Raw genomic sequence first — 12,156 nt, 5'->3', positions numbered from 1 at the left:
CTTAATACCTAATACCTAATACCTAATACTTAGTATTTAAACACCACCACTCCTCCTTCCAGGATCACTCCTTTATCGTAAGTAACTCCCTTGTTGTAGTAGCGGCTGCCACCGTAACCACCGGTGACAAATATACCGAGGCGGTCTGTTAAGCGATATTCCAGATTGACACGTGCCTGGAGGGCATAGAGGCGTGCAGGGAAACCGTAATCTTTATTCTTGAAGTTTTCGATGTGCTGGAAGCCCAGGTCACCGCTGATGAACAACTGCTTGTACAAGGGTAATTCGAGGCCGGCACGATAGAAGAGGGAGGCGGAAAACTTATCGCTGAAATCCAGATAGTGCGTACCACCGCCTAAGATGGTATAGAACAACTTGTTCTTGAAACGGGCACCTACATTCAGCTTTGTAGTGTTTCCTCCGAAAAGCATTAGCTGTACTTTCGTATCCGGATTGGCATTTACCAGACCTAACTGGAAGCCATCGAAGTTCTCCTTATAGTAATTGAATAATCCGATTTGTAATCCTTTTCCGCTTTTTGCCATGTTCATGGGGGCAAGTTGTGCACCGGTAAAACTTCCGCCTACCACGTTGCCGAGTCCGGATATTTGCATACCGTGCATGTTTTCTCCTGTGATGTTGCCCAAGCCGCTGATTTGTATGCCTCGCAGACTTTGGCCTACAATATTCAGAAGCCCGGAAGTGGTGATGCCATTGAAGCTCTCACCCGCAATATTGGCTAATCCTGCCAAGTGCACACCCGAAGAGTTCTCACCGCTAATGTTCAGCAGACCACCTATGATAACACCACTGGTGTTGTCTCCTGTTATATTGGTGAGCCCCGAAAAAATGACACCTTGTGCATGATTTCCTGTGATACCGACTAAACCGGATATGGATACGCCACTGAGATTATTCCCATTCACGTTACTGATACCGGCAATCTGGACGCCTCGCATACTGCCTCCTACTAAGTTGGCAAGTCCTGTGATTTGTACACCGTTCATGTCACGCAGCACCACTCCGCCCAGTAGATTGATACCCACACCGTTCAGGCGGTTCATGGAGGAAAAAAGACCGAGGTTTAGGCAGGTACTGCCGACAGTGTCAGTCGGCTGCGTAGACATGTTCTTCCACAAGGATAGGTTGATGCCGACAGGCTCTCTGTCTTTCTTTGTTGTTGACGGACTGTCAGTGGTTTGTGCAGGGAGTGTACCCGCAACCATCAGTAATGCAATAATGGATGGAAATAATCGTCTCATTGGTTTCAATCTTTAATTTCGTCCGGCCAGGGGGCCAATTTGCCGGTGGCACGAAGCGTAGGACGCTGCGCATCTACCGACCGGAGATAGTTACTTAATTTCTGTGCTAATTTCTTTACGATACGTGGATTCTTTATAGCCACGTCGTCTTTCTCGCTGATATCTTCCGGAATATTAAACAGTTCACGTTTACCGTCCGCAAAGTAATATACAAGTTTCCAGTCACCGGAACGGATGGAGCAGGTGGCCCCAATACCCGGGCCCGAAGGTCCCCAACTATGGGGATAGTGCCAATAGATATCGCGATCCTTGATTTTGCCCTTTCCTGTCAACAACGGCATAAAACTGATACCATCCCGTTGTTGCACGGTAGTGTACTTCTGGACACCTGCTATCTCAAGAATAGTCGGATAGAAATCTTCAATCATCAGATAATCTCCACATTTCGTATCCGGAGCTACTACACCGGGCCAGCTCACGATCATCGGTTCGCGTACACCGCCCTCGTAAGCGGAACCTTTTCCGCTGTTGAGCGGGTAATTCTGTGTATGCAGTTCTCCGGCACGGGTATGTGCAGCCAGTCCGCCATTATCGGACATGAAAAGAATGACTGTATTTTCTGTCAGATGGTTGCGTTCCAGATAGTCCATCAGATCTCCCAGACTTTTATCCATCCCTTCAATGAGGGTGGCATAGGCGGCCTCTACGGGTGGAAGTCCTTTATCCAGATATTTCTGATAGAAGCGATAGTCCGGTTGTATAGGCGTATGAATGGCATAATGAGCCATATATAAGAAGAATGGTTCATCCTTTTGCTGTGCACTATCCAAAGCCTTCATTGCTTCCAGTGTAAGTGCTTCGCTGAGGAAGGTATCCGTACCATGATATTTTTCCAATCCCGGAACTGCTGCCAACGGACTTTTCCCGTCCGGCTTATTACCGAAATTATTCTTGCCGTAGTAACTGGCCGGTGAACCGGCAGCGTGTCCGGCTATGTTCACTTCAAAGCCCATCGTCAGCGGATCAGCTCCAGGAGTATCATTTGCTCCAAAGTGGGCTTTACCGCAATGAATGGTCTGATATCCGTTCTCTTTAAGCACTTGTGCAAGCGTAGTGACTTGTGTAGTGCGTTCGATTCCCGGTTCCTGACAAATACCATTCACATTCCATTCCGGATAGATCATCACAGAGTCCGGTTGTTCATGCGTTGTATTTTTGCGTAATGTCCAACTTGTCACACGATGCCGCGCGGCATTCATCCCTGTAAAAAGACTGACCCGGGTGGGGGAGCTGATACTACAAGCGTATGCTTGTGTGAACATCTTCCCTTGTGCCGCCAGACGTTCCATGTTCGGCGTGTGATAAGTGTCGTTGTAATGCGTTCGTTGAGTCCAGAAAGGCAGCGAAGTATCCTGCCATCCCATGTCGTCAACCAAAAACAGAACTATGTTCGGACGTTGCTTTTCTTTCGGCGCTCCCTTTGCCGGAGATGCCGCAATCGCTTCTCCTGCCATACCACACATGGGCAATATGGCAGCAGACAGTAATAATTCGTTTTTCATTTGAGATGATACTTTATAAAGGTTAGTTTCTTTATCTTATCCCTTCGCCTCTTGGTACAAGAACCGTTTGATGGAGCGTTTGGGCGTTTTCTCAAATTCTTCGGGATAGATTTTCATTTTGAGTATCTGGCTGTACGCCGGAAGCTCTGCGTTTAACGCAACGCGGTTTTCTTCCATGACACGTTCGATGTCCGTAGTGGTCAGACCATGTGCAAAAGCATCGTCAAAGTCAGGATATACCAGTCCGACAAGCTTTTCATTTTGCTGTACGATAATGCTTTCGGCAACATACGGCAGGTTGTTCAACTTGTCTTCTATTTCTTCGGGGTAGATATTCTGTCCGCTGGCACCGAGCAGCATGTTCTTGCTGCGTCCCTTGATGGTTACATTGCCCTCGGCATCCATCAACGCAAGGTCACCGGTGTGCAACCAACCGTCGGCATCAATAGCCTCACGGGTGGCTTCTTCATTTTTATAGTATCCCAGCATGACGTTAGGTCCGCGGCATACGATTTCTCCCGCTATGTTTTCCGGATCAGGAGAAAGGATTTTCACTTCCATACGGGGGACGGCCTTACCGCAGGAACCCGGTTTGAAGCGTGACCAGTCTTCGTAACAGATGATCGGCCCGCATTCTGTCATTCCGTAACCTACCGTGTAGGGGAATTCTATCATGCGTAGGAACTGTTCTACTTCCTGGTTGAAAGCGGCACCCCCTACAATGACTTCCGCAAAACGTCCACCGAAGGCACTGACTACTCCTTCGCGTACGGTTGTCTTGATCTTGTCGTTGATGATGGGGACTTTAAGCAATAGTTTCATGGTTGGTGTTTCCAGTTTCGGAAGCACGTTTTTCTTGATAATCTTCTCTATAATAAGCGGTACGGCTACCACCAGGTGCGGCTTCACTTCCGAGAATGCCTGGAAGATAATCTTCGGACTTGGCATACGGGTGAGGAAGTATATCTGACATCCTGCGGCGAATTCGTACAGGAATTCGAATGCCAGCCCATACATGTGCGCCATCGGCAGCATGGAGATAATCTTATCCCCGGCCTTCAGTGGCAATACCTCAAATGCAAATGCTGTATTCGACCATAGACTGCGATAGGGTAGCATTACGCCTTTGGAATAACTCGTCGTACCGGAAGTATAGTTGATTACTGCCAGTTCTTCAGGCTGGTCCTTGTGATATTCGATGTGTTCCTTGCGGAAATTCTTGGGATATTTCTTGCCGAACAACTCATTCAGGTGCTCGCGGGCATAATCCAACTTTTCCGTACGGGATATCAGGATAGAGAAATCCGTCATCAGGATGATGCCTTCCAGAATGGTCATGGCGGCTTCGTTCAGATTCTCCCATACCTGGTCGCCCACAAATAGTAATTTGGCTTCGGAATGGTTTACGATGTTATGTATATTATCCGCTTTAAATTCGTGCAGGATGGGAACTGCAACGGCTCCGTAGGTCAGTGTAGCGAGGAAAGTAACTCCCCAGTGTGAACTGTTACGTCCGCAGATGGCAATTTTATCTCCTTTCTTGATGCCGCTTGCTTCGAAGATTAAATGTACTTTCTCTATTTTGCGGGCTACGTCTTTGTATTGCAGGGTAGCCCCATTATAATCGGTCAGGGCATCCAGGTCCCAATTCTGTTTAATGCTGTTCTCAATATAGGCGATAAAACTTTGTTCCATGATATTATATATTGCACATTTAGTTGAAAATTGTGCAAATATAAGGCTTTATAGAAAGAATGCAAATTTTTAACTGAAAAAAGCGGGGGATATGTACAATTTAGCTTGGGCGGATGAAGCTCACCACAGAGTAACACAGAGTTCCACAGAGTTTATTTTCCTTGAGTTCAAATTGATTAAACTCTGTGGAACCCTGTGTTACTCTGTGGTGAATTTAATGCATTACCGCCCTAAGTACCAGTTGTACATGCGTTGTACGCCTTCTTCGATCTCCACTTTGTGTTGCCAGCCCAGAGCGTGCAGTTTCGAGGGATCAGTCAGTTTGCGCATGGTTCCGTCCGGTTTGGTGCTGTCGAAAGTCAGCTGACCTTGGTAACCCACGGTGGAAACTATCAGTTCGGCCAGTTCGCGGATAGAGATTTCCTTGCCTGTACCTATATTAATATGGCAGTTACGAATATCTTTATCACCTTGTTTGTAGGTGTCTTTGAAGTCTACATGCTCCATGACGAAGACGCTGGCATCTGCCATTTCTTCGCTCCAGAGGAATTCGCGAAGAGGTGTGCCTGTACCCCATAATTTCACTTCGCTGTTGCCGATACCGTATTTGGCAAGGATGGCAAGGATATCTTCCTTACTGCTGCTGCCGTCGATCCCTTCTACCGGACGCTGGTTCAGGTCTTTGCATATTGCATCCCAGTCGCCTTGCTTCAGGCAATGAGCCAGATGTATCTTGCGAATCATGGCAGGGAGCACATGGCTGCGTTCCAGATCGAAGTTGTCATTCGGACCATAGAGGTTGGTGGGCATTACGGCGATGTAATTCGTGCCATATTGCAGGTTGAAGCTCTCGCACATTTTCAGTCCGGCAATCTTGGCGATGGCGTACGGTTCGTTGGTATATTCCAGCGGAGAGGTGAGGAGCACTTCTTCTTTCATGGGTTGTTCGGCATCACGCGGATAGATGCATGTGCTTCCCAGGAAGAGGAGTTTCTTCACATTGTGGCGAAAACTTTCACCGATGACGTTTTGCTGTATTTGCAGGTTTTTGTAGATGAAGTCGGCACGGTAAATGCTGTTTGCCATGATGCCGCCAACGAAAGCAGCGGCAAGGAATACATATTCCGGTTGCTCTTCATCAAAGAATTTACGTACGGAAACGGCATCCAGCAAATCGAGTTCTTTGTGGGTTTTGCCAATGAGATTGGTATATCCTTTATCTTGCAGGTTTTTCCAGATGGCGGAGCCTACCAGACCACGGTGTCCGGCTACGTAGATTTTGGCGTTCTTGTCTAACATTATAGTTCTGATTTTTATATATTATTTGTCAAGTGATCTCAGATATAGCTTCTTCACAAACTTCATATCGTGTGCTGCCATGATTTTTACCAATTCTTCAAAACTGGTTTGTCTCGGGTTCCAGCCTAAAAGGGTTTTGGCCTTTGTCGGATTACCTAACAGCTGTTCCACTTCGGCAGGGCGGAAATATTTAGGATCTATTTCTACAAGCGTTTTTCCCGTTTGCACATCGATACCTTTTTCTTCTACGCCTTCACCTTCCCAGCGCAGTTCGATGCCTACTTCCTTGAAGGCAAGCGTAGCAAATTCGCGGACGGTATGCATTTCGCCTGTGGCGATCACGAAGTCTTCCGGTGTATCGTGCTGAAGAATCAGCCACATACATTCTACATAATCTTTTGCATATCCCCAGTCGCGGCGTGCATCCAGATTACCCAGATACAGTTTGTCCTGGAAACCTTGGGCTATGCGGGCGGCGGCCAACGTAATCTTACGGGTTACGAATGTTTCCCCTCTGCGTTCGCTTTCGTGATTGAAGAGGATACCGTTTACGGCAAACATACCATAGCTTTCGCGGTAGTTCTTTGTAATCCAGAAGCCGTATTGTTTGGCTACTCCGTATGGGCTGCGGGGATAGAAAGGAGTTGTTTCTGATTGGGGAACTTCCTGTACTTTACCGTAAAGCTCCGAAGTGGAGGCCTGGTAAATCTTAGTTTTTTTCTCCATTCCGAGGATGCGGACAGCTTCCAGCATACGCAGCGTGCCGATGGCATCTGCCTCTGCGGTGTATTCCGGTACGTCGAAAGATACTTTTACATGGCTTTGCGCAGCGAGGTTATATATTTCGTCCGGCTGTACCTGTTGGATGATGCGGATCAGCGAGCTGCTGTCCGTCATGTCACCGTAATGCAGGTTAATGGTGCGCTTTTGCTTCATATCGCGTACCCATTCGTCGAAGTACAGATGTTCGATGCGCCCTGTATTGAATGAAGAAGAACGGCGGAGGATACCGTGTACCTCATATCCTTTCTGTAATAAGAATTCGGCGAGAAACGAACCGTCCTGACCTGTTATTCCGGAGATTAAAGCTGTTTTCATATTGTAGGCTTCTTTATTGATTATTTTTTCGAGGGCAAAATTCGTTATTTTTTACGAGAATACAAAACTTATTGGCTACAAGCTACGAGCTACGAGTGACAAGTAGCTGCGCTATGGGTTACAAACAACTTGTAGCTCGTAGCTTGTAGCTTGTTACTTATATATTTTATCTACTATCAGCGCAATGGCTCCATCTCCCGTTACATTGCAGGCAGTGCCGAAGCTATCCATTGCAATGTAGAGTGCAATCATCAGTGCCTGTGCCGATTCATCGAAACCGAGCATGGATTGCAGGATACCCAGAGATGCCATGATGGCACCACCGGGAACTCCCGGAGCGGCTACCATCGTGATTCCCAGCATGAAAATGAAACCGGCAAATAAAGAGAAATCAAAAGGTATGCCTTGCATCATCATCAGAGCAAGGGCGCATGCTACGATCTTCAGCGTGCTGCCGGATAAATGTATCGTGGCACAAAGAGGGATAACAAAACCGGCAATATCAGAGGATACGCCGTTTTTCTTTGTCTGTTCCAGAGTAACAGGAATAGTGGCAGCGGATGACTGTGTTCCTAAAGCCGTGAAATAAGCGGGCAGCATCCGCCCCAACAGCTTAAAGGGATTTTTGCGGACAAACAGCGCAGCGATACAATATTGAAATACCAGCAGGAAGATGTGCAGCAGGAAGATTACGCCGATAATCTTTATAAATACCATTAAGATAGAGAATACCTGTCCCGAATGTGTCATATTAAGGAATATACCGAATATATAAATAGGAAGCAACGGCAGGATCACTGCACTGATCATACGGACAATGATATCCTGAAAATCACGTGCTGCATTCTTCAGTGTATCGTTTTTTAGTTGTGCAAGTCCCAACCCTAAAGTGAAAGCCAGTATCAGTGCCGTCATTACATTCATGAGTGGTGGAATGGCGACTGAGAAAAACGGCAATATCCCTTGCGCCTCGCTGACCTCTTCCAACGGGGCACCGGACTCTATCAGATGAGGAAATATCGTTACTCCTGTAAAGTAAGAGAGGAAACCGGAAAATAGGGTTGCCCCGTAAGCTATCAGTGCGGTAATCAACAGCAGTCGCCCGGCACCTTTACCGATGTCGGCGATAGCTACGGTAACCAATCCCACAATAATCAGCGGTATGGAGAAATTCAGAAATTCGCTGAAGATGCCGTTGAATGTAACGAACAGGCGTACCAATTCTCCGGGAAGAAAATTACCAAAAAGAATACCTAATGCGATGGCTATAAGGATACGCGGCAGTAAGCCGATATGTAGTTTTTTCATAAAACTGAATTTAAGTTTCTCCATTGAAATAGAGTTATGTTTGCAAAAGTACGATTTTTATTCGAAATTCATACGAACAAATGCCCTTGACATATTGTTTCCATTTCAATGAAACAATAACAAAAAAATGCAAGTTATGACAGAAAAAGGACAAAAGACAAACATCGGCTTAATCGGACTTGCCGTGATGGGGGAGAATTTAGCTTTGAATATGGCGGACAAGGGATGGCATGTGTCCGTGTTTAACCGCACTGTTCCGGGAGTGGAAGAAGGTGTGGTAGAACGCTTTATCAACGGTCGTGCCAAAGGGAAAAGTATTGAAGGATACACTGAAATTCCTGACTTTGTAGAGTCCATTTCCACCCCGCGCAAAATCATGATGATGGTGCGTGCCGGCAGTGCCGTAGATGAACTGATGGAACAACTCTTTCCGCATCTTTCTCCGGGAGATATCTTGATAGATGGAGGCAACTCAAACTATGAAGATACCAACCGCCGTGTGGCATTGGCCGAATCGAAAGGTTTCCGTTTTGTCGGTGCCGGTGTTTCGGGCGGTGAAGAAGGAGCGTTGAACGGTGCTTCTATTATGCCGGGTGGTTCCGTTACTGCCTGGGATGAAGTAAAGCCCATCCTGCAAAGTATTGCTGCACGTGCTGCCGATGGTACTCCTTGCTGTGACTGGATTGGTCCGGCCGGTTCGGGACATTTCGTTAAAATGATACATAATGGTATCGAATACGGTGATATGCAGTTGATAGCCGAAGCCTACTGGGTGATGAAGAATCTTCTGCAACTGAATAATGAAGACATGGCTTCCGTCTTTGCCCACTGGAATGAGGGTAAGTTGCGTAGCTATCTGATAGAAATCACAGCCAATATTCTTCGGCATAAGGATAAGGCGGGCGGTTACCTGATTGACAAGATACTGGACACCGCCGGGCAGAAAGGCACCGGTAAATGGTCCGTTATCAATGCAATGGAATTGGGTATGCCCCTGGGACTGATTGCAACGGCTGTTTTTGAGCGTAGTCTTTCAGCGCAGAAAAATCTGCGTGAGGCAGCTTCCAAACAATTCATTTGTCAGCGCTCACAAGTGGTCTATAATAAACCGGAACTGGTGAAAGATATTTATTCCGCTTTGTATGCTTCCAAACTGGTATCTTATGCACAAGGTTTCGCCGTGTTGCAAAAGGCGTCCGAATCTTTCGGCTGGGATCTCGATCTGGCATCCATTGCCCGTATGTGGCGCGGAGGTTGTATCATCCGCAGTATATTCCTGAATGATATAGCTGCTGCTTTTGAGGCACAGCAGAAGCCGAAGCATTTGCTGCTCGCTCCTTATTTCCGGGAAGAAATCAAAGAGTTGCTCTCCGGCTGGAAACACCTCGTAGCCCATGCGATGAAAGAGGAACTGCCTGTTCCGGCTTTCTCTTCCGCATTGAACTATTTCTATTCGCTGGTATCTGCGAAGCTCCCCGCTAATATGATTCAAGCTCAGCGTGACTATTTCGGCGCACATACCTTTGAGCGTACCGATGAACTCCGCGGACAGTTCTTCCATGAAAACTGGACCGGACATGGCGGAGATACAAAATCAGGTACCTATAATGTATAAAATGAAGCCCTGGTAATAAAATTATGAAGCAAGAGCTAATGACTTTATTACAAGGGCTAATTTGCAGAAGCTAATCAAAAAAAACAAGATTCTATGAGTAAATTTGTAATGATCATATTCGGTGCTTCGGGCGACTTGACGAAACGCAAACTGATGCCGGCACTCTACTCGCTCTACAAGGATAATCGTTTGCCCGAAGGATTTGCCATTCTCGGTATCGGCCGTACCGACTACGCGGATGAAACTTATCGCGACTATATCCTGAATGAGCTGGAGCATTTTGTCACACCGGCCGAAGTGGGAATGAAAGAGTTCTGCACTCATTTGCACTACCTTAGTATGGACCCTGCCATAGAAGAAGGTTACGGAACCCTGGACAGCCGTTTGCAGGAAATCACCGGTGAAAAGAAACCGGACAATTTACTGTTCTATCTCGCTACGCCCCCCTCACTTTATGGCGTCATCCCTCTACACCTGAAAACAGCCGGATTGAATCGTAAACATACCCGCATCATCGTCGAAAAGCCTTTCGGCTACGACCTGAAGTCGGCACAAGAATTAAACCATATCTATGCTTCCGTTTTCGAAGAGTCTCAGATTTATCGTATCGACCACTTTCTCGGCAAGGAGACGGCACAAAATATCCTTGCTTTCCGTTTTGCCAATGGCATCTTCGAGCCGTTATGGAATCGTAATTACATCGATTATGTAGAAGTTACCGCTGTCGAGAATCTCGGTATCGAACAGCGTGGCGGCTTCTATGACGGTACAGGCGCTTTGCGCGACATGGTGCAGAACCACCTTATCCAACTGGTGGCCCTCACTGCCATGGAGCCTCCCGCTGTCTTCACCGCCGATAATTTCCGTAACGAAGTGGTAAAAGTCTACGAGTCACTGAAACCTCTGACGGATGAAGATTTGAATGAACATATAGTCCGCGGACAATATACCGCTTCCGGTTCTAAAAAGGGCTACCGTGAAGAGAAGAACGTCCCCGCCGACTCGCGCACTGAAACTTACATCGCCATGAAGATCGGTATTGATAACTGGCGTTGGAGCGGCGTACCTTTCTACATCCGCACAGGAAAGCAGATGCCTACCAAGGTAACGGAAATCGTAGTGCACTTCCGTGAAACGCCCCATCAGATGTTTCATTGCCATGGCGGACACTGTCCGCGGGCTAACAAACTAATCCTCCGCCTGCAACCCAACGAAGGTATTGTGCTGAAATTCGGCATGAAAGTTCCCGGACCGGGCTTCGATGTAAAGCAAGTGATGATGGACTTCAGTTACGACCAACTGGGCGGACACGCTACGGGCGATGCTTATGCCCGTCTGATTGAAGACTGCATTCAGGGCGACCCGACACTCTTTACCCGCAGTGATGCTGTCGAAGCCTCCTGGCGTTTCTTTGATCCTGTGCTGCGCTATTGGAATGAATATCCTGACGCGCCTCTCTACGGTTATCCTGTCGGAACCTGGGGCCCGCTGGAAAGTGAAGCTATGATGCACGAACATGGTGCCGACTGGACCAATCCGTGTAAGAACCTTACGAACACTGATCAATATTGTGAGTTATGAAAACTTATATCTATAGTACAGCTGCTGAAACGGCACGAGCTCTCATCAAGCATCTTATTAGTTTGATGGAGGAAGAGCCGCAGAAGATTTTTCACATAGCATTCAGTGGAGGCAGCACGCCCTCGCTCATGTTCGATTTGTGGGCAGAAGAATTCAAGGATGTCACTCCGTGGAGTCGTATGCGTATTTATTGGGTGGACGAACGGTGTGTACCTGCCGAAGACTCGGAGAGTAATTATGGTAATATGCGCCGGTTGTTGCTGGATGAAGTGGGAATGCCTGAGGAATATATTTTTCCTATTGATGGCAGCAACGATCCCGATGATGAGGCGAATAGCTATTCTCGCATAGTGCGTTGCAATGCGCCACTCTGGCATGGCTTTCCGGCTCTTGATATTGTTCTGCTGGGGGCGGGAGAAGACGGACATACCTCGTCCATTTTCCCCGGTCAGGAGTATTTGCTTTCTTCTTTCCATCCTTATGAGGTAAGTGTTAATCCCTACAATGGGCAGAAGCGCATAGCCATGACCGGCTGTCTGCTTTTTAATGCCAAGCAGCTGATTTTCTTTGTGACAGGCAGAAACAAGTCCAACGTTGTGCGCGATATTCTGGATTCGGGGGATACCGGTCCGGCTGCCTATGTGGCGCACCATGCCTGGAATGTGGAAGTGTTTATGGATGAGCTGGCGAAACCCCAACCCATCCATGAGAGTGATTTATAAAAAAAGAGAGTGAT

9 protein-coding genes are annotated in these 12,156 nt (G+C 47.3%); 3 read left to right on the top strand and 6 right to left on the bottom strand.

Annotated features, from left to right (window positions below; genetic code table 11):
- Nucleotides 1-29: 29 nt before the first annotated feature.
- The 6 genes from K6V21_RS21940 to K6V21_RS21915 all read right to left on the bottom strand — a co-directional run bounded on the left by K6V21_RS21940 (nt 30) and on the right by K6V21_RS21915 (nt 8,224).
- On the bottom strand, nt 30-1,262 hold the full coding sequence (locus tag K6V21_RS21940; RefSeq protein ID WP_224319861.1) for an LA_2272 family surface repeat-containing protein: 1,233 nt from the start codon (nt 1,260-1,262) through the stop codon (nt 30-32).
- Nucleotides 1,263-1,267: 5 nt separating this feature from the next.
- Nucleotides 1,268-2,824, bottom strand: coding sequence for a sulfatase (locus tag K6V21_RS21935; RefSeq protein WP_224319860.1), 1,557 nt, complete (start codon nt 2,822-2,824; stop codon nt 1,268-1,270).
- A 36-nt stretch (nt 2,825-2,860) separates the two neighbouring features.
- Nucleotides 2,861-4,519 (bottom strand): long-chain fatty acid--CoA ligase, encoded by a 1,659-nt coding sequence (locus tag K6V21_RS21930; RefSeq protein ID WP_217713624.1) that lies wholly within the window; start codon nt 4,517-4,519, stop codon nt 2,861-2,863.
- Between the two features lie 222 nt (nt 4,520-4,741).
- Nucleotides 4,742-5,818, bottom strand: a complete 1,077-nt coding sequence (locus K6V21_RS21925; protein ID WP_224319859.1) for a GDP-L-fucose synthase family protein — start codon at nt 5,816-5,818, stop codon at nt 4,742-4,744.
- 21 nt (nt 5,819-5,839) lie between these two features.
- Nucleotides 5,840-6,916, bottom strand: a complete 1,077-nt coding sequence (gene gmd / locus K6V21_RS21920) for a GDP-mannose 4,6-dehydratase (RefSeq protein ID WP_217713626.1) — start codon at nt 6,914-6,916, stop codon at nt 5,840-5,842.
- Between the two features lie 153 nt (nt 6,917-7,069).
- The gene (locus K6V21_RS21915) at nt 7,070-8,224 is read right to left on the bottom strand and encodes a dicarboxylate/amino acid:cation symporter (protein WP_224319858.1); all 1,155 of its coding nucleotides are present in this window, start codon (nt 8,222-8,224) and stop codon (nt 7,070-7,072) included.
- Nucleotides 8,225-8,351: 127 nt separating this feature from the next.
- On the opposite strand from K6V21_RS21915, the gene gnd reads away from it, so the two are divergent.
- The 3 genes from gnd to pgl all read left to right on the top strand — a co-directional run bounded on the left by gnd (nt 8,352) and on the right by pgl (nt 12,142).
- Nucleotides 8,352-9,839, top strand: a complete 1,488-nt coding sequence (gnd, locus tag K6V21_RS21910; protein ID WP_007217855.1) for a decarboxylating NADP(+)-dependent phosphogluconate dehydrogenase — start codon at nt 8,352-8,354, stop codon at nt 9,837-9,839.
- A gap of 93 nt (nt 9,840-9,932) precedes the next feature.
- Nucleotides 9,933-11,420, top strand: a complete 1,488-nt coding sequence (gene zwf / locus K6V21_RS21905; protein WP_217713628.1) for a glucose-6-phosphate dehydrogenase — start codon at nt 9,933-9,935, stop codon at nt 11,418-11,420.
- Entirely contained in the window at nt 11,417-12,142 is a 726-nt protein-coding gene (gene pgl / locus K6V21_RS21900; protein WP_217713629.1) for a 6-phosphogluconolactonase, read from the top strand. Before zwf ends, pgl begins: the two co-directional genes overlap by 4 nt.
- Nucleotides 12,143-12,156: the final 14 nt, after the last annotated feature.

This window comes from Bacteroides cellulosilyticus (genome assembly GCF_020091405.1).
Taxonomy (GTDB): domain Bacteria; phylum Bacteroidota; class Bacteroidia; order Bacteroidales; family Bacteroidaceae; genus Bacteroides.
Note: the sequence above shows the minus strand (reverse complement) of the source record. Positions and strands in the feature narration are given on the sequence as shown.

What these genes read in the sequence shown, in the direction of transcription:
- K6V21_RS21940 (WP_224319861.1), bottom strand. Translation starts at nt 1,262, where the DNA reads ATGAGACGATTATTTCCATCCATTATTGCATTACTGATGGTTGCGGGT.
- K6V21_RS21935 (WP_224319860.1), bottom strand. Translation starts at nt 2,824, where the DNA reads ATGAAAAACGAATTATTACTGTCTGCTGCCATATTGCCCATGTGTGGT.
- K6V21_RS21930 (WP_217713624.1), bottom strand. Translation starts at nt 4,519, where the DNA reads ATGGAACAAAGTTTTATCGCCTATATTGAGAACAGCATTAAACAGAAT.
- K6V21_RS21925 (WP_224319859.1), bottom strand. Translation starts at nt 5,818, where the DNA reads ATGTTAGACAAGAACGCCAAAATCTACGTAGCCGGACACCGTGGTCTG.
- gmd (WP_217713626.1), bottom strand. Translation starts at nt 6,916, where the DNA reads ATGAAAACAGCTTTAATCTCCGGAATAACAGGTCAGGACGGTTCGTTT.
- K6V21_RS21915 (WP_224319858.1), bottom strand. Translation starts at nt 8,224, where the DNA reads ATGAAAAAACTACATATCGGCTTACTGCCGCGTATCCTTATAGCCATC.
- gnd (WP_007217855.1), top strand. Translation starts at nt 8,352, where the DNA reads ATGCAAGTTATGACAGAAAAAGGACAAAAGACAAACATCGGCTTAATC.
- zwf (WP_217713628.1), top strand. Translation starts at nt 9,933, where the DNA reads ATGAGTAAATTTGTAATGATCATATTCGGTGCTTCGGGCGACTTGACG.
- pgl (WP_217713629.1), top strand. Translation starts at nt 11,417, where the DNA reads ATGAAAACTTATATCTATAGTACAGCTGCTGAAACGGCACGAGCTCTC.